Consider the following 17,112-nt stretch of genomic DNA (forward strand, 5'->3'; position numbering starts at 1 on the left):
AACGCGATCCTGCTGCGACAGCGCGATCTTGCTCTCCTCGGCCGCCCGCACCAGACGATAGCCCAGCCGCTGCTGCCACACCTTCAGCAAATGCGCCACCTTCTGCGGCTCGCGCGCGTCGCGGATCAGATCCTGCAACAGCTTACGGCTGGCCGCGGCGTAAAAATCACTCTGCGCCGGCACATCGTTAATCGCCACCGCATTCCACCACGGCAGGGCAGGCAGCCCCATACCCTTCAGCGTCTCACCGCCCAGACCCAGCAGCGGCATCAGCTGCTTAAACGCCAGCATAATATCCAGATCGTTACCGCCCACGCGGCAACCGCTGTGGCCCAGCAGACTGGCGCTGCGATCGGCCTTATCGTGCCACTGTGGCCCCATCAGCAACATCGAACAGTCGGTGGTACCGCCGCCGATATCCACCACCAGCACCCGGGTCTCCTCGCTCAGCGTCGCCTCAAAATCCAGCCCGGCCGCCACCGGCTCAAACTGAAACACCACGTCGCTAAACCCGGCACGGCTGGCAGCGCGGGCCAGAATCCCCTCCGCCTGACGGTTGGCCTCATCGCCACCCAGCCCCTGGAAGTTCACCGGACGGCCGATCACCGCCTGACGCACGCTCTGCTGCACCCCGCTCTCCGCCGCCTGACGGATATGCAGCATCATCGCGCACACCAGATCCTCGAAAAACGCCACCTGCTGCGGCTTCAGACCGTTGGCACCAAGGAACGATTTCGGCGACTTCACAAACCATACGTCTTCCGGATCGGCCATATACTGCGCCAGCGAGGCCAGGCCAAACTTTACGCTGCCCGCCGTGACCTCAATATCTTCTTCGCGATTAAGGGAAATGGAGCGCTTCAGCAGCGCCTGGGTATCGGCGTCCGGCGTCGGCACCTGATGATGGCGGAACAGCCACTCGCTCACCGCTTCGCGGACCGGCGCACACAGCATTGAGGGTAAATAGGGTGAGCCCTGCTCCAGCGGCAGCAGCTTAGGCGCGCCGTTCTCCATAATGGCTACCGAGCAGTTAGCCGTACCGTAATCGAAACCGATAAACATCGTCCCCTCCGCTGAGTGTGGGAAAAAAAAGGGGGCGACTTTAGCCTGTCTGGCGCGTTACGGCAAGTGAAGAGAGCGGCGGCGGGATGATTCGCGCGCCACGGCCGCCACCGGTGGCGGGGGAAAGGCTAAAAATACTGCCAGACCGAAAGCTGGCCGCGGCCGTTGTGCTTGGCGTTATAACAGGCGATATCCGCATGCACCATCGCCTCCGAGGCGGTAAAACCGGGGTCCAGCCGCGTCAGCCCGGCGCTGGCTCCTACCTGATGGCTGTGGTTCTGCCAGTGGAAGCGGTGCGCTTGAACCGCCGCCACCAGCCGCTCGATGATGCCGATCGCCGTCGCCAGCTCGCACTCCGGCAGCAGCACGCCAAACTCATCGCCGCCCAGCCGCGCCAGCAGATCGTTGGTGCGCAACTGCAGGCGCATCACGATCGCCAGCTCGCGCAGCAGCGCGTCGCCCGCCGCGTGGCCGGCGCTGTCGTTCACCGCCTTGAAACGATCGAGGTCGATAAACGCCAGCACGTGGCGGGCAGGGCGGTCGCCGTTCTCCTGCAGCAGTTCACCGAGCTGCTGCTCAAAGCTGACGCGGTTTGGCAGACGGGTCAGCATATCGTGTGAGGCGCTGTAGCTCAGGCGACGGATCATCTCGCGCGACTCGCTGACGTCGCGGATCACCATCACGCTGCCGATGCTGTCGCCCTGCTGCGTGGTCAGCGGCGAGAAGCTGTAGTGAATAGCAAACTGCGCGTCGTTGCGGTTGTGCAGCACCAGATCGTTCTCCACCAGCGGCGTTACCGCCACGGGCAGCCCGCTCTGCAGCAGGTTCTCCAGCTCCTCGCCGTGGCTGCCGCGGGTGATGCGCAGGATCTCCGCCAGCGGTTTGCCCGTCGCCTGATGCTGCAGCCAGCCGCTCATCTCTTCTGCCACCGGGTTCATAAAGTTGACCCGCATCTCGCGGTCGGTGCCGATCACCGCCTCGTCGATGGTGTTGAGCGTGATGTGCATCCGCTCTTTCTCATGATACAGCGCCTCGTTGGCCTGGGTCAGGCGCGCCATCAGTCGCTGATTCTCGCCGGCGGTGTGTTTCATGGCGGTGATATCTTCAATCTGGCTGATAAAGTAGAGCGGCGTCCCCTGCTCATCGCGCACCAGCGACACCGCCAGCAGCGCCCACACCAGTTCACCGTCGCGGCGGTAGTACCGTTTCTCCTGGCTGTAGCTCTGCATTTCGCCGGCCAGCAGCGCGTGGGCCTGAGCAACGTCGGCATGCAGGTCGTCAGGGTGGGTCAGCTGCTGGAAGGTCATCTGCTTCAGCTCCGCTTCGCTGTAGCCGAGCAGCAGGCACAGCGCGCGGTTCACCTGCAGCCACTGGCCGGCCGGTGCCACCAGCGCCATGCCGATCGCCGAGAACTCCATCGCGTGGCGAAAGCGGGCTTCACTCTCGATGATCCCCCGGCGGTCGGCGCGGAAGGCGTGCATCACGAGGGTCATCATATGCGCCGGGATCAGCGCCAGCAAAAACGGGATCCACGGGGTAACCTTTAACAGCTGGCTGTTGGGGCTGTCGTGGCCGGCCAGCTCGAAGGTCAGAATCAGCGTCACCAGCGCGATCGCCAGCAGGAAGACGCTGAACGCCGCCAGCCTCGGCAGGCGCACCGCGCTGTAAAACAGGATCACCACCAGCATGGTAAATGGCCAGGGCACGTAGCGCAGCGCCAGCCACACCAGCGCCAGCGTGGCCAGGCCGGTCAGCAGGATCTCCAGCCCACGCTCGGCCAGCAGCCGTTTTACCGTGCTGCGCTGCCACAGCAGTCCGACCGGGCCGATCGCCAGCATGCCGATCACTTCGGATACCACCCAGGAGATAAAATAGTGCGGCGATCCGCCCGGGGTTATATGCAGTAACCAGCTGGCCAGCAGCGCGCCGAACATCGGTGCCAGCAGCACCGCGCCGAACACCATTTTAGCCCAGTCGAACAGCGAACCGAGCGGCGACTCTGCGTCAAGCAGCCGGCGCAGCAGCAGGCCGCCAAACAGCGCCTGGGCCAGATTGATCAGCGGAAATTTAACGTTGGAGAACGCGGGGCCAAGCAGCAGCGCGTTGGCGCAGCTGACGCCAAGCACGCAGCCTGCCAGCAGCAGCGGCAGGCTGCGCGACGGGTTACGGAACACCACGATGGTCATCAGCGGGGTAGAGAGCCACAGCGGTGCGATATGGCCGCTGACCACGATCAGCTCGAGGCAGAACAGCGTCAGGGTAAAACTGAGCAGTGCCAGCTGCAGGGCGTTAAGCCACGTGGTGCGGGTGCGCGATACGCTGACCAGGGTCTCGGTTGCCATCCATAAATATCCACTGCGGCGCCGGGTTTGGCGCATTCTTGATCATATGTGCAATGCTAGCATAACAATGGAGGTGGGCAGTGGCTAAATCGTCTCTGCCCCGGCGGGCTTAACGTCGCTGATTAAGCAGGTCGGCGCGCGTCCACGGCTGTTCAATACCGGCCAGCTGCGCCGACAGGCGCTGCAGGAACTGCTGGGTGGTGGCCACCCGCCCCTGGCTGAACAGCAGCACCGGCAGCAGCAGCGCCACCGCCAGCTGCGCCAGCGAAAAACCGTGCGGGCGCATGCCGCGCTGGGCGATCAGGAAGGCGCTGCTCAGGGTATAGCCCAGCAGCAGCCCGCTTATAACTTCGCTCGGCGAGTGGGCGTCCAGCGCCAGCCGCGAAATGCCGACCAGCAGCGGGATCAGGTAGCCAATCGCCAGCGCCGCCAGCCGCCACCCGCGCGCCAGCCGCCCGGTTAACAGCCACAGCATCACCGGCCACAGCGTGGCGGACATCGCGCTGTGGCCGCTGAAGCCGGTAAAATTGAAGCGTACGCTGCCGATGCCAAAGCCAAGAAAGGCGATCTTCGAAATGCTCACCACCGCGCCGGCACAGCCAAACGCCAGCAGCCAGAACCACACCGCCCGGCGGTCGTCATTTTTCCAGCGCAGCAGCAGCGCCATAATCACCGCGGTGGGGATCAACAGCATACTGTCACCGAAGTAGGTTAAAATATGCATTGCAGGGTTCGACACGGCCTTTCCTTGTTTAACGATTCAGCAGGCGATTCTACCCGGCAAATCCCGCGCCGCCAAACGGGAAACTCTGAAAATCACCGCGGCGCATTTTTCTGGCATCAACCGGTTGAACTCCCTATAATTGCGCCCGCAAAGCCTTGATGAACTTCGGCTGCCGGGGCGCTGGCCGCTTTTGTGCAAGCCGATTTTGCAGGCTACTTCTCATTTCTCTGTTTTGGAACCAGGTCTTTAATATGACTGACAAGTCACACCAGTGCGTCATTGTAGGTATCGCAGGCGCGTCTGCCTCGGGAAAAAGTCTTATCGCCAGCACGCTGTACCGTGAAGTGCGTGAACGGGTCGGCGATGAAAACATTGGCGTGATCCCGGAGGATGCCTACTATAAAGACCAGAGCCACTTAACCATGGAAGAGCGGGTTAAAACTAACTACGACCATCCCAGCGCCATGGATCACAACCTGCTGCTGCAGCATCTGCAGATGCTGAAGGCCGGCCAGGCGATCGAACTGCCGGTGTACAGTTACGTGGAGCACACCCGCACCGCGCAGACCATTACGCTGCAGCCGAAGAAGGTGATTATTCTGGAAGGCATTCTGCTGCTGACCGACGCGCGGCTGCGCGACGAGATGAACTTCTCCATCTTCGTCGACACGCCGCTGGACATCTGCCTGATGCGCCGCATGAAGCGTGACGTCAACGAACGCGGCCGCTCAATGGACTCGGTGATGGCACAGTATCAGAAGACCGTGCGGCCAATGTTCCTGCAGTTTATTGAGCCGTCCAAGCAGTATGCGGATATCATCGTGCCACGCGGCGGTAAAAACCGCATCGCCATCGATATCCTCAAGGCCAAAATCACCCAGTTTTTTGAATAAGTTACGGGCAGTGATGCCAGGGGAGTCAGCGAATGAGATTATGTGACCGCGATATAGAAGCCTGGCTCGACGATGGCCGCCTCGGCATTGAGCCGCGCCCGCCGGTTGAACGCATCAGCGGGGCGACGGTCGACGTGCGCCTCGGCAACCAGTTCCGCACTTTTCGCGGCCACACCGCGCCTTTTATCGATCTGAGCGGGCCGAAGCACGAAGTCAGCGCCGCGCTGGATCGGGTGATGAGCGATGAGATCGTGCTGCCGGAAGGGGAGGCGTTCTTCCTGCACCCCGGCGAGCTGGCGCTGGCGGTGACGCTGGAGTCGGTTACCCTGCCGAACGATCTGGTCGGCTGGCTGGACGGCCGCTCGTCGTTGGCCCGCTTAGGGCTGATGGTGCACGTCACCGCGCACCGCATCGATCCCGGCTGGCAGGGCCGCATCGTGCTGGAGTTCTATAACTCCGGTAAGCTGCCGCTGGCGCTGCGCCCCGGCATGCTGATCGGCGCGCTGAGCTTCGAACCCCTTTCGGGGCCTGCCGCCCGCCCGTATAACAGCCGGCAGGATGCCAAATACAAAGGCCAGCAGGGCGCAGACGCGAGCCGTATTGACGAAGACTAAGGAGCGGAAGGCATGAAGAGATTGATAACCACGTTAGCCATTCTGTTGGTGGTGATAGTGGCAGGCATGACCGCGCTGGTGGTGCTGGTCAATCCCAATGACTTTCGCAGCTATATGACCCGGCAGGTGGAGCAGCGCAGCGGCTACCGCCTGGCGCTGACGGGCGAGCTGCGCTGGCACGTCTGGCCGCAGCTCAGCATCCTCTCCGGCCCGGTGAGCCTCACCGCACCGGGGGCCAGCCAGCCGGTGCTCAGCGCCGAAAATATGCGGCTGGACGTTGCCCTGCTGCCGCTGCTTTCCCATCAGCTGGCGGTCAAACAGGTGATGCTGAAAGGCGCGGTCGTGCGCTTAATCCCCGACAGCGAACGCCAGAGCCCGCCGGACGCGCCGATCGGTCCGGCCGGCTCCTCTGCTTCTGCACCGCTTGACGACGTTACCCACGGCTGGTCGTTTGATATTGCGCATCTGAAGATCGTCGACAGCCTGCTGGTGTGGCAGCAGCGCGACGGCAGCCAGCTCAACGTCCGTGACTTTAACCTGCAGCTGGATCAGCCGCAGCCGCGGCAGGCAAAGCTGGAGGTCAGCAGCCGCATTAACCGTGACCAGCGCGAGCTGCAGCTGACGCTGAAGAGCGACGTTGACCTCAGCGGCTACCCGCGCCAGCTCAGCGGAGCGATCACCCGGTTCGACTATCGCCTGCGCGGGGCCGATCTGCCCACTGAGGGCATCAGCGGCAGCGCCAGCATGCAGGCCAGCTGGAACGGCCAGAGCCGTGACTTCAGCCTCAGCGATCTGCAGCTCAGCGCCAACGACAGCCAGCTGAGCGGCACCCTCAGCGGCCGGCTGGGTGAGCTGCCGCAGCTGCAGGCCCGCCTGCACGCCAGCAACCTGAATCTTGATGCGCTGCTGGCGATGCCGGTCGCCGCCAGTACCGCTTCCCAGCCTGCTGCGGCCGCCTCGCGCGGGCCTGTGATCGCCGATATGCCGCTGCACGATCACGCCGGGTCGGTGCTTGCCGGCTTTAACGGCTCGCTGGCGCTGCAGGCCGACCGCCTGCAGTGGCGCGGCATCAATATGGATGGCGTGCAGCTGGCGGCGGACAACCGTGACGGTAAGCTGACCGTTAGCCAGTTTGACGGGCGCAGCGGGCCGGGCAGTTTCTCTCTGCCTGCCACTCTGACGATCACCCCGACGCAGACCCTGGTCAGCGTGCGGCCGCTGCTGAAGTCGATGCCGCTTGGCCCGCTGCTTAACGCCTTTGCGCTGCCGGACTCGGTCAGCGGCGAGCTGTCGCTCAGCGGTGCTTTCAGCGGCGACGGCTTAACCGTCGACGCCTTTAAGCGCCAGTGGCGCGGTAAGGGCGAGATGCGGCTGGCCGACGCACAGATCGCCGGGCTTAATTTTCAACAGCTGGTGCAGCGCGCGGTGGAGAACAGCAGCGATAAGGTGCGCGGCGATCGCCAGGAGGGGCAGCCGGACCTGCAGCAGATTACCGGCAGCGCCACGCTGAACAACGGCCGGCTCGATTTTGTCAAACTCGACGCGCGTGGCTCTGCGCTCAACTATAACGGCAGCGGCAACGTCGATCTGGCCAACCGCGCGCTGGATATGAACTTCGGCGTTACCGTGACCGACGGCTGGCAGGGCGATGATTCGCTGGTGCGGCGCCTGCAGACCACCCCGGTGCCGCTACGCATCTACGGGCCCTGGTCGCAGATCAACTACAGCCTGAAGGTCGACCAGGTGCTGCGATCGCAGCTGCGTGATGAAGCGAAACAGCGGCTGAAGGAGTGGATGGGGCGTAACCCGGAAGCGAAAAACAGCGGCGATGCAAACAAGTTGCTGAAAGATCTGGAACGTTAACCGGCACGCTGTGCCGGTTTTTTTATTCTGCCGCAATCTTTTTAAATTTCAGAATAAGATTATACTGAAGAATCATTCCTTTAATGCATAATCGAAGAACAATTACACTCTTATTGATTTGGAAAAACTATGACCAAGCTTAAGGCAGTAATCCCGGTCGCTGGCCTTGGTATGCACATGCTCCCCGCTACCAAAGCCATTCCTAAAGAGATGTTACCTATCGTCGACAAGCCAATGATTCAGTACATTGTCGATGAGTGTGTGACCGCCGGCATCAAAGAGATTGTGCTGGTGACTCACGCGTCTAAGAACGCCGTCGAAAACCATTTTGATACCTCCTACGAGCTGGAAGCGCTGCTGGAAGCCCGCGTAAAACGCTCGCTGCTCAGCGAAGTTCAGTCGATCTGCCCGCCGGGCGTGACCATTATGAACGTGCGCCAGCCGCAGCCGCTGGGCCTGGCGAATGCGCTGCTGTGCGCCCGCCCGATGCTGCACGACCAGCCGTTTGTGGTGGTGCTGCCGGACGTGCTGCTGGACGGCTCCACCGCCGACCCGCTGCGTTACAACCTGGCGGCGATGATCGCCCGTTTTGAAGAGACCGGCCGCAGCCAGGTGCTGGCGCACCGTCTTGAAGACGCTGACCTCTCCGAGTACTCGGTGCTGACCACCCAGGAGCCGCTGTCGATTCCGGGTAAAGTCAGCCCGATCGTCGACTTCGTTGAGAAGCCGGAAGATCCGCAGGCGCTGAACTCCACGCTGTCAGCGGTGGGCCGCTACGTGCTGTCTGCCGATATCTGGGCCGAGCTGCAGAACCTGGAGCCGGGCGCCTGGGGACGCTTCCAGCTGACCGACGCCATCGCCAACCTGAGCAAGAAAAAGCCGGTGGATGCCCACCTGCTGAGCGGCGACAGCTTTGACTGCGGCCGTAAGCTCGGTTATATGAAGGCGTTCGTTACCCTTGGCCTGCGTAACCATGCTCAGGGCGCCGATTTCCGCGACGCGATTAAAAAAATCCTGGCGAAATAAGCCAACGTTAATCAGGGCCCTGCCCGTTGGCGTGGCCCGCAAGGAGTCATCATGGCAATTTTAGTCACCGGTGGGGCGGGGTATATCGGCTCGCACACCGTGCTGTCGCTGCTGCAGCGCGGCAGCGAAGTGGTTGTACTGGATAACCTGAGCAACGCCTCGCGCGAAGCGGTAAAGCGCGTTGAGCAGCTGAGCGGTAAAACCGCCACCTTCGTGGAAGGCGATATTCTCGATCGCGCCTGCCTGCGCGACATTTTCGCCAGCCACGCCATTGATGCGGTGATCCACTTCGCCGGGCTGAAGGCGGTGGGGGAGTCGACGCGCAAGCCGCTGGAGTACTACCAGAACAACGTTACCGGCAGCCTGGTGCTGCTGGAAGAGATGCGCGCTGCCGGCGTGCATCAGTTTATCTTCAGCTCTTCCGCGACCGTTTACGGTGCCGACGCGCCGGTGCCCTATGTGGAAACCACGCCGATCGGCGGCACCACCAGCCCGTACGGCACCTCCAAGCTGATGGTCGAGCAGATCCTGCGCGACTTCGCCGCCGCCGAACCGCAGTTTCAGATTATCGCGCTGCGCTACTTCAACCCGGTCGGCGCCCATGAATCCGGCCTGATTGGCGAAGATCCCAACGGTATCCCTAATAACCTGCTGCCCTACATTGCCCAGGTGGCGATCGGCCGGCTGGAGAAGCTTGGCATCTTTGGCGGCGACTACCCAACCAAAGACGGCACCGGCGTGCGTGACTATATTCACGTAATGGATCTGGCCGAAGGCCACCTGAAGGCGCTGGATCACCTGCCGGCCATCAGCGGCTATAAAGCCTACAACCTCGGTGCCGGGGAAGGGTATTCGGTGCTGGAGATGCTCAGGGCGTTTGAGAAAGCCTCAGGCCGTGCGGTGCCGTATCAGATCTCGCCGCGCCGCGCCGGTGACCTGGCCGCCTTCTGGGCCGATGCCTCGCTGGCCGATCGTGAACTCGACTTCCGCGTCTCACGCGGTATCGATGAGATGATGCGAGATACCTGGAACTGGCAGTCGAAAAACCCGAACGGCTATCGTTAGAAAACATCAGAACAGCTTTATTATTTCGTAAAAAAACTTCCGTGCGCGGAAGTTTTTATTTTTCAGTAAGTTACGTCCATTCATATTCCCTCGCATTTCTAATCCCTTGATCGTAATGAGATTATTCTTACTTCTTAATTTTTAACACTTTTTGCCAAAAATGCAGTTTGAATCTATACTCCGCAGGCTTCTGGCGTAGAATCAGGCTTTAATCCCTACTCTTAACGTATTTTAAGATGTTTGCTGATTAGGGTTTTCTCTGTAGTAACCGGGAGTTAGGCTGTCAGAGGCAGTCAGTCCGGCAGCAGAATAGACTTTTCAGGATTATTCCTGAACACAATCCGTTCCAAAGCTTCTAGCCTTACCAACAATGATGGACATCACCTATGCCTGCTGGTAGCGAAAGCCAGGGGCGGTAGCGTGGGAAAAACGCGCGAAGCGCACAATCTGAATGATTATGGGTGCAGAGATATGCAGGACATCCTCATTATTTTTCTCGGTGCCATGGCACTGCTGTTTATTGCGCGTAAAATTGCCCGCCGCGTCGGTTTGGTTGACAAACCCGGCGGACGTAAACAGCACAAGGGCACGATTCCGCTGGTAGGCGGGGTCTCAATTTATTTTTCACTGTGGATTATGTATTTGCTGCAGCCGGGCTGGCTGCCGGACTTCTCGCTTTACATGCTGTGCGCCAGCGTATTGCTGGTAGTCGGCATCCTGGACGATCGGTTCGACCTGCCGGTGCTGCCTCGCGCAGGCATTCAGGCAGGCGTGGCCATCGTTATGGTGCTCAGCGGGCTGTCGCTCTCCTCCTTTGGCAATATTCTGTTCGGCTATCCGCTGATGCTTGGCGGGCTGGGCTGGCTGATGACCGTATTTGCCGTTATCGGTGCCATTAACGCCTTCAATATGGTGGACGGTATTGATGGCCTGCTGGGCGCGCTCTCCTGCGTGACCTTCGGTTCACTGAGCATCGTGTTCCTGATGGGCGGTAATGCGGAGCTGGCGATGTGGTGCCTTGGCCTGATGGCCGCCTGTATTCCCTATATCCTGCTTAACCTCGGTATTCCATGGGGGCGCAAGTTTAAAGTCTTTATGGGGGATGCGGGGAGTATGCTGATTGGCTTTACGGTGATCTGGCTGCTGATCCTTGCCACCCAGGGCGAAGAGGCGGTAATGAGCCCGGTAACTGCGCTGTGGCTGATTGCCGTACCGCTGGTGGATATGCTGCGGGTGATGGTCAGCCGTGTGTTGCGCGGGGTCAGCCCGTTCCGCGCTGACCGTGAGCACATGCACCATATACTGATGCGTGCCGGCTTAAGCGGTCGCTGGACGCTGTTAGTGATGACCTCCGCACAGGTCTTCAGCGCAATGACCGGTATTATCCTTGATGGCTGCCACGTGCCGGACGGCTGGCAGCTGCTGCTGTTTTTGCCGGCATCCTTCTTCCTGCTGTACGGGGTAGGCGCATCCTATCGCATTAAGCTTTCGTTTGATCGCTTACTGACTGTTAAATAAAGTGATTTCAGGTACATTATGCAGATAATGGGCCGCGCCGGTAACGGTTGACGTAAATAATCAGAGAGAATTGACGCGTGAAAATTTTAGTGACCGGCGGAGCCGGATTTATCGGCTCTGCCGTGGTACGTCATATTATTAACTGCACAGCCGACAGCGTGGTGAATCTCGACAAACTGACCTACGCCGGCAATCCTGAGTCGCTGGTCAGCGTTGAAGCCGACCCGCGCTACGCCTTTGAGCAGGCCGATATCTGCGACGCTCCGGCGATGCGGGAACTGTTTGCACGTCATCAGCCCGATGCGGTGATGCACCTGGCGGCGGAAAGCCACGTTGACCGCTCGATTAGCGGCCCGGCGGACTTTATCCATACCAATATCGTCGGCACCAGCGTGCTGCTGGAAGCGGCACGCGGCTACTGGAATGAGCTTGATGAGGCGCGCAAAGCGGCGTTCCGCTTCCACCACATCTCCACCGATGAAGTGTACGGTGACCTGCCGCACCCGGACGAGGTCAGCGACGGGCACCCCCTGCCGCTGTTTACCGAAACCACCCCCTATGCGCCAAGCAGCCCTTACTCTGCGTCTAAGGCCGCCTCCGATCACCTGGTCCGCGCCTGGCTGCGCACCTACGGCCTGCCAACGCTGGTGACCAACTGCTCGAACAACTATGGCCCGTATCATTTCCCCGAGAAACTGATCCCGCTGGTGATCCTCAACGCGCTGGCGGGCAAACCGCTGCCGGTGTACGGCAAGGGTGACCAGATCCGTGACTGGCTCTATGTCGACGATCACGCCCGTGCGCTCTATACCGTGCTGACCCGTGGTGAAGTGGGGGAGACCTATAATATCGGCGGCCACAACGAGAAGCAGAACCTGCAGGTGGTGGAAACCATCTGCGATCTGCTGGATGAGCTGGTGCCGAAAGAGACGCCATACCGCCAGCAGATCGCTTACGTGGCCGACCGCCCGGGCCACGACCGCCGCTACGCCATTGACGCGGGCAAAATCGCCCGTGAACTGGGCTGGCAGCCGCAGGAAACCTTCGACAGCGGCATCCGCAAAACCGTGCAGTGGTATCTGGATAACGCCGAATGGGTTGCCAACGTGAAAAGCGGCGCCTATCAGGCGTGGATCGACCACAACTATCAGGGTCGTCAGCAATGAAGATCCTGCTGTTAGGGAAAAACGGCCAGCTCGGCTGGGAACTGCAGCGCGCGCTGGCGCCGCTCGGCCAGGTGACGGCGCTGGCCAGCGATGCGGCCGACTACTGTGGCGATCTGCGCCAGCCTGAACTGCTGGCGGCGACTGTCCGCCAGCTGCGGCCGGATGTGATTGTTAACGCTGCCGCCTGGACCGCCGTTGACCTTGCCGAAAGCGAGCCGCAGGCCGCTTATCAGGTGAATGCGCAGGCGGTCGAAGTGCTTGCCCGCGAAGCGCAGCAGCTGGGCGCATGGCTGATTCACTACTCCACCGATTACGTCTTTTCCGGCAGCGGTGAACGACCGTGGCGGGAAGACGACAGCACCGGTCCGCTGAACGTGTACGGCGCCAGCAAGCTGGCCGGCGAGCAGGCAATTATTGCGGCCTGTGACCAGCACCTGATCTTCCGTACCAGCTGGGTCTACGGCAGCCGCGGGAATAACTTTGCCCGCACCATGCTGCGTCTTGGCCAGCAGCGCGAAGAGCTGGCGGTGATTAATGACCAGTTTGGCGCACCGACCGGCGCGGACCTGCTGGCAGACTGTAGCGCCCATGCGCTGGTTAAAGCGCTGGCTAACCCGGCGCTGGCCGGGGTTTACCACCTTGCGGCGGGCGGCACGACCAGCTGGTACGACTATGCCCGGCTGGTGTTCAGTGAAGCCGATGCAGCCGGCCTGCCGCTGGCGCTGCGGAAGCTTAATCCGCAGCCGACCAGCGGTTATCCCACTCCGGCACAGCGACCGCTTAATTCGCGGCTGGATACGGCAAAATTTAAGCAGGCGTTTGGCCTGCAATTGCCTGAGTGGCAGCAGGGTGTTCAGCGGATGCTGGCCGAAATCCTGCCGTCGCAGGTAAAATAATCATTTCCGCTCCGCACGAAGCGGACGTAAAAATAAGAGAATCATGATGGCACGTAAGGGAATTATTCTGGCGGGCGGCTCCGGCACCCGTCTCTATCCGGTGACAATGGCGGTCAGCAAGCAGCTGCTGCCGATCTATGACAAACCGATGATCTACTACCCGCTCAGCACCCTGATGCTGGCCGGCATCCGCGATATCCTGATTATCAGCACCCCGCAGGACACGCCGCGTTTTGAACAGCTGCTTGGCGATGGCAGCCAGTGGGGCCTTAACCTGCAGTACGTGGTGCAACAGAGCCCGGACGGGCTGGCGCAGGCGTTTATCCTCGGTGAAGAGTTTATCGGTGAAGACAGCTGTGCGCTGGTGCTCGGCGACAATATCTTCTACGGCCACGACCTGCCAAAAGAGCTGCAGTCGGCGGTGGGCCAGACTTCCGGCGCAACGGTCTTTGCCTATCACGTCAACGACCCCGAGCGTTACGGCGTGGTCGAGTTTGACGCGGACGGCGTGGCGGTGTCGCTGGAGGAGAAACCAGCCGAACCAAAGAGTAACTACGCCGTTACCGGGCTCTACTTCTACGACAACCGCGTAGTCGGGATGGCCAAAAGCCTGCAGCCGTCACCACGCGGCGAGCTGGAGATCACCGATATTAACCGCCTGTATATGGAGCAGGGCGAGCTGTCAGTAGCGATGATGGGGCGCGGCTTCGCGTGGCTGGACACCGGCACCCACCACAGCCTGATCGAGGCCAGCAACTTCATTCAGACCATTGAAGAACGTCAGGGGCTGAAAGTCTCCTGCCCGGAAGAGATCGCCTTCCGCAAAGGCTTTATTGATGCTGCGCAGGTGCGCAAACTGGCCGAACCGCTGTCGAAAAACGCCTACGGTCAGTATCTGTTGAAAATGATTAAAGGTCTGAACTGATAATGAATGTGATCACCACGGCAATACCTGACGTGTTGCTGTTTGAACCCCGGGTGTTTGGCGACGATCGCGGCTTCTTTTTTGAAAGCTTCAGCCAACAGGTCTTTGAGCAGGCAGTCGGTCACCCGGTGAGTTTTGTGCAGGATAACCACTCTAAATCCTCTAAAGGCGTATTACGCGGCCTGCACTACCAGCGTGAGCCGCACGCTCAGGGCAAGCTGGTGCGTTGTGTCGCCGGTGCGGTGTTTGACGTGGCGGTGGATATCCGCCCCGGCTCGCCGACGCGTGGCCAGTGGGTGGGGGAGATCCTCTCGGCGGAAAACAAACGCCAGTTGTGGATACCGGAAGGATTTGCACACGGTTTTCTGGTACTAAGCGACAGCGCTGAGTTTGTCTACAAAACGACGGCTTACTACCATCCGCAGAGCGATGCGGGGATCGCCTGGAACGATCCTGTACTGGATATCCGCTGGCCGCTGCCGTCCGGCGGCCCTCTGCTTTCTGAGAAAGATGCCGCTGCTGAAAAATTCTTATGATCCTCCGCAATAATGAATAAACACCTTAATGTATTGGCCTATATTTACAGCGTCAGGATTTATGCCGCTGCGATCAGCATTGTTCTGGTTCCGTGGGTCATAAAGCTGGTCGGCTATGATGCTTACGGGCTGGTAGGTTTTTTTGCTATTCTGCTGGCCTGCATGAACATCCTGGATGCCGGCATCGGCGGCGTATTAACCCGGCAGGCGATCGTGTCACGTACCAGCCGGGGGCAGTTCAGTCAGTTCCTCAGTGTGTTTCGTAAAGTCATTATTCTGTTTGTTACGGTGGGGGTCGCGGTAGCGCTGCTGGGCAGCCTGCTGGCGCAGCATTACGGTAAAAGCTGGCTGAACACCAGCCTCAGCCATCAGGAAGTGGCATTCTGTACGTCGCTGATGTTTTGCATTTTCGCCGTACACTATATTCAGGGGCCATGGCGAAGTTTACTGCTTTCGAATGAAAGTCAGGCGACGCTTGCTACCATCAACTTTGTCTATATGTCTCTGTCACAGCCCGGCGCCCTGCTGCTGCTGATCTATTACCGGCAGGATATAAAATTTTATTTTTTCGCCCAGCTGATTGCCGCGATAATTAACACCTCGCTGATGATATTTTACGGCGAAAGAGTTAAACGAAAGATTGTTGCCGGACTTCGCGACGTTAATGAAGTGGTCAACCGTCTGTCGTTAAGAAGCCTGCTGCTGTTCGCGTTACAGCTTTCGCTGTTATCCATACTGTGGATTATCGTCAATCAGTCAGACAAGCTGGCGCTTACCCGATTTATGGCGCTGTCTGATTACGCAAAATACAGCGTAGCGGTGTCACTGACTACCGTGGTTGCCATCATCAGCGATCCCCTCAACCAGGTGCTGTTGCCCAGGCTCACGCGTAGCTGGCATGAGAAAAATTTCGCCGTCTTTGCGCGGTTCTTTTTTGCTGCCTACAGTTTTGTCTGCCTGCTGCTGGTGCCGCTGAGCGCGTTTATGTTTTTCTTTGCCAACGATCTTCTCTATCTCTGGAGCAACGATCGTGTTCTGGCTGAGGGCGCCGCGCGTTACCTGCCGTGGCTGTTTGCCGGTAGCGTGTTTGCCGTACTGTCTAACCTCTGTTTTTTACTGCGATACAGTTCCGGCCAGCTGAAAAACCATACGCTGATCTATCTGCTCTTCAGCGTGCTGGTGGTCCCTCTCAACGTCATTGTTGCCCGCGTCTGGCAGGGTGAGGGGACATCGCTGTTTTTTGCGGCCAGCAGCGGTCTGCTGTTCCTGCTGTGGGCAGGCTATAACTTTCATCGTTATTTTGTCTCCGGAGCCGCATTGCTCTACCAGATGCTGCTGCCGGTCATACTCATTTCGCTGGTCTGGTTCTGGTTTATCGCCCGGGTGGATATCCCCTCCACAAGTCGCGTTGTCAGTTTCGCTATATTGATGCTGAAGGGCCTTGGGGGAACGGTTCTTACCGGTGGCTACATTTTGCTTATCAGAAATAAAATTAACATTACATTAAGAGCCAGTGTCCAATGAATGTCTTTATTTATGCCAACAGCTATGACGGGAACAGTGGCGGGATCCTTGTTCTGCACCGTCTGTGCCACCTGATCAATCAGCTGGAAGGGTGCCGCGCCTGGCTGGTGGGCGCGACCCCGCTCAGCACTAACCGGCCCGATCCGAAAAGGATTGCCGCTGAGCTCAAGTGGTACGTTTACGGTAAGCGACGTTTTCAGACCAACCCACTCTGGCAGACACCAGTCTGGCAGAACGGCAAGCTGCCGGACGATGCGGTTGTCGTCTATCCTGAAGTGACCAACGGCAATCCGCTGCGGGCGAAGCGCGTGGTCCGCTGGTTTCTGCACCAGCCGGGGTATCATACCGGCGTGATTGACTACGGTAAGGGTGAACTCTGGTTCAAATTTAATTCCGCCATTGATGACTTTTCCCGTGCAGATTCGGTGCTGTCCGCGCATGAACTCAAGGTTATCTATTATCCGCTGGATATCTATCAGCCTGTGGAAGGTGCGGATGATAACAGGACGCTGGAATGTTGCCATATGGTGAGAAAAGGCACCGATAAACCCGCTGTTCACCCTGCAGGATCTGTCGCGGTGGATGGGCTGTCCCATCAGGAAATGGCGAACGTGTTCCGGCGCGCCCGACGTTTTATCTCCTATGATGATTACACCGCGTACTCTATTTTTGCCGTGCTGAGTGGCTGTGAATCGATCGTCGTGCCGGGAAAAGGGCGCAGCATCACTGACTGGTACCCGCAGGAGAGCGACCGTTACGGGCTGGCCTACGGTTTTGAGCCGCAGCAGCTGGAGTGGGCCGCTGCCACGCGCCATAAAGTGTCAGAACATATTCTCGCCGAACATGAAAAGTCACGTCAAAACGTGATCCAGGCGATTGATGAAATCCGGCATTATTTTAATCAGTAAGTGTTTTCGCGTTGGCGGTCATTCCTGGAAAGGCATTCAGTTTTTCCAGG

General features: G+C 59.5%; 15 protein-coding genes. 12 read left to right on the forward strand and 3 right to left on the reverse strand.

The window, feature by feature from the left end; genetic code table 11:
* The 3 genes from yegD to NV64_RS18980 all read right to left on the reverse strand — a co-directional run.
* The coding region (gene yegD, locus NV64_RS18970; RefSeq protein WP_101506552.1) for a molecular chaperone at positions 1 to 1,062 on the reverse strand (1,062 nt) is incomplete at its 3' end.
* 128 nt (positions 1,063 to 1,190) lie between these two features.
* Positions 1,191 to 3,404 carry a diguanylate cyclase domain-containing protein gene (locus NV64_RS18975; protein ID WP_199177698.1) on the reverse strand — a complete coding sequence of 738 codons (2,214 nt, stop codon included), beginning with the start codon at positions 3,402 to 3,404 and terminating at the stop codon, positions 1,191 to 1,193.
* Between the two features lie 109 nt (positions 3,405 to 3,513).
* On the reverse strand, positions 3,514 to 4,128 hold the full coding sequence (locus NV64_RS18980) for a phosphatase PAP2 family protein (RefSeq protein WP_101506554.1): 615 nt from the start codon (positions 4,126 to 4,128) through the stop codon (positions 3,514 to 3,516).
* 251 nt (positions 4,129 to 4,379) lie between these two features.
* On the opposite strand from NV64_RS18980, the gene udk reads away from it, so the two are divergent.
* The 12 genes from udk to NV64_RS19040 all read left to right on the forward strand — a co-directional run bounded on the left by udk (position 4,380) and on the right by NV64_RS19040 (position 17,062).
* Positions 4,380 to 5,021 carry a uridine kinase gene (gene udk, locus NV64_RS18985; protein ID WP_056233274.1) on the forward strand — a complete coding sequence of 214 codons (642 nt, stop codon included), beginning with the start codon at positions 4,380 to 4,382 and terminating at the stop codon, positions 5,019 to 5,021.
* A 32-nt stretch (positions 5,022 to 5,053) separates the two neighbouring features.
* The gene (dcd, locus tag NV64_RS18990) at positions 5,054 to 5,635 is read left to right on the forward strand and encodes a dCTP deaminase (RefSeq protein ID WP_101506555.1); all 582 of its coding nucleotides are present in this window, start codon (positions 5,054 to 5,056) and stop codon (positions 5,633 to 5,635) included.
* A gap of 12 nt (positions 5,636 to 5,647) precedes the next feature.
* On the forward strand, positions 5,648 to 7,498 hold the full coding sequence (gene asmA, locus NV64_RS18995) for an outer membrane assembly protein AsmA (RefSeq protein ID WP_056233271.1): 1,851 nt from the start codon (positions 5,648 to 5,650) through the stop codon (positions 7,496 to 7,498).
* 129 nt (positions 7,499 to 7,627) lie between these two features.
* On the forward strand, positions 7,628 to 8,524 hold the full coding sequence (galF, locus tag NV64_RS19000; protein ID WP_101506556.1) for a UTP--glucose-1-phosphate uridylyltransferase GalF: 897 nt from the start codon (positions 7,628 to 7,630) through the stop codon (positions 8,522 to 8,524).
* A gap of 51 nt (positions 8,525 to 8,575) precedes the next feature.
* Entirely contained in the window at positions 8,576 to 9,589 is a 1,014-nt protein-coding gene (gene galE, locus NV64_RS19005) for a UDP-glucose 4-epimerase GalE (RefSeq protein ID WP_101506557.1), read from the forward strand.
* Positions 9,590 to 10,060: 471 nt separating this feature from the next.
* The gene (gene wecA / locus NV64_RS19010) at positions 10,061 to 11,107 is read left to right on the forward strand and encodes a UDP-N-acetylglucosamine--undecaprenyl-phosphate N-acetylglucosaminephosphotransferase (protein WP_101506570.1); all 1,047 of its coding nucleotides are present in this window, start codon (positions 10,061 to 10,063) and stop codon (positions 11,105 to 11,107) included.
* A 77-nt stretch (positions 11,108 to 11,184) separates the two neighbouring features.
* Complete coding sequence (rfbB, locus tag NV64_RS19015) at positions 11,185 to 12,273, forward strand: dTDP-glucose 4,6-dehydratase (protein WP_101506558.1); 1,089 nt, start codon at positions 11,185 to 11,187, stop codon at positions 12,271 to 12,273.
* A complete protein-coding gene (gene rfbD / locus NV64_RS19020; protein ID WP_056233263.1) occupies positions 12,270 to 13,169 on the forward strand; it encodes a dTDP-4-dehydrorhamnose reductase in 900 nt (299 codons plus the stop codon). Before rfbB ends, rfbD begins: the two co-directional genes overlap by 4 nt.
* Positions 13,170 to 13,212: 43 nt before the next feature.
* Complete coding sequence (rfbA, locus tag NV64_RS19025; RefSeq protein WP_056233261.1) at positions 13,213 to 14,094, forward strand: glucose-1-phosphate thymidylyltransferase RfbA; 882 nt, start codon at positions 13,213 to 13,215, stop codon at positions 14,092 to 14,094.
* Between the two features lie 2 nt (positions 14,095 to 14,096).
* On the forward strand, positions 14,097 to 14,630 hold the full coding sequence (rfbC, locus tag NV64_RS19030) for a dTDP-4-dehydrorhamnose 3,5-epimerase (protein ID WP_056233259.1): 534 nt from the start codon (positions 14,097 to 14,099) through the stop codon (positions 14,628 to 14,630).
* A 12-nt stretch (positions 14,631 to 14,642) separates the two neighbouring features.
* Positions 14,643 to 16,154, forward strand: a complete 1,512-nt coding sequence (locus NV64_RS19035) for a lipopolysaccharide biosynthesis protein (RefSeq protein ID WP_082502287.1) — start codon at positions 14,643 to 14,645, stop codon at positions 16,152 to 16,154.
* The gene (locus tag NV64_RS19040; protein WP_101506559.1) at positions 16,151 to 17,062 is read left to right on the forward strand and encodes a WavQ; all 912 of its coding nucleotides are present in this window, start codon (positions 16,151 to 16,153) and stop codon (positions 17,060 to 17,062) included. The genes NV64_RS19035 and NV64_RS19040 overlap by 4 nt, the downstream gene beginning before the upstream one ends.
* Positions 17,063 to 17,112 lie beyond the last annotated feature (50 nt).

Source organism: Erwinia sp. B116, assembly GCF_002865965.1.
In the GTDB taxonomy this organism is placed as follows: Bacteria; Pseudomonadota; Gammaproteobacteria; order Enterobacterales; family Enterobacteriaceae; genus Erwinia.

Bases quoted from the DNA above. Each gene is read 5' to 3' on its own strand.
- NV64_RS18975 (WP_199177698.1), bottom strand. From the start codon at position 3,404: ATGGCAACCGAGACCCTGGTCAGCGTATCGCGCACCCGCACCACGTGG.
- NV64_RS18980 (WP_101506554.1), bottom strand. From the start codon at position 4,128: ATGCATATTTTAACCTACTTCGGTGACAGTATGCTGTTGATCCCCACC.
- udk (WP_056233274.1), top strand. From the start codon at position 4,380: ATGACTGACAAGTCACACCAGTGCGTCATTGTAGGTATCGCAGGCGCG.
- dcd (WP_101506555.1), top strand. From the start codon at position 5,054: ATGAGATTATGTGACCGCGATATAGAAGCCTGGCTCGACGATGGCCGC.
- asmA (WP_056233271.1), top strand. From the start codon at position 5,648: ATGAAGAGATTGATAACCACGTTAGCCATTCTGTTGGTGGTGATAGTG.
- galF (WP_101506556.1), top strand. From the start codon at position 7,628: ATGACCAAGCTTAAGGCAGTAATCCCGGTCGCTGGCCTTGGTATGCAC.
- galE (WP_101506557.1), top strand. From the start codon at position 8,576: ATGGCAATTTTAGTCACCGGTGGGGCGGGGTATATCGGCTCGCACACC.
- wecA (WP_101506570.1), top strand. From the start codon at position 10,061: ATGCAGGACATCCTCATTATTTTTCTCGGTGCCATGGCACTGCTGTTT.
- rfbD (WP_056233263.1), top strand. From the start codon at position 12,270: ATGAAGATCCTGCTGTTAGGGAAAAACGGCCAGCTCGGCTGGGAACTG.
- rfbA (WP_056233261.1), top strand. From the start codon at position 13,213: ATGATGGCACGTAAGGGAATTATTCTGGCGGGCGGCTCCGGCACCCGT.
- rfbC (WP_056233259.1), top strand. From the start codon at position 14,097: ATGAATGTGATCACCACGGCAATACCTGACGTGTTGCTGTTTGAACCC.
- NV64_RS19035 (WP_082502287.1), top strand. From the start codon at position 14,643: ATGAATAAACACCTTAATGTATTGGCCTATATTTACAGCGTCAGGATT.
- NV64_RS19040 (WP_101506559.1), top strand. From the start codon at position 16,151: ATGAATGTCTTTATTTATGCCAACAGCTATGACGGGAACAGTGGCGGG.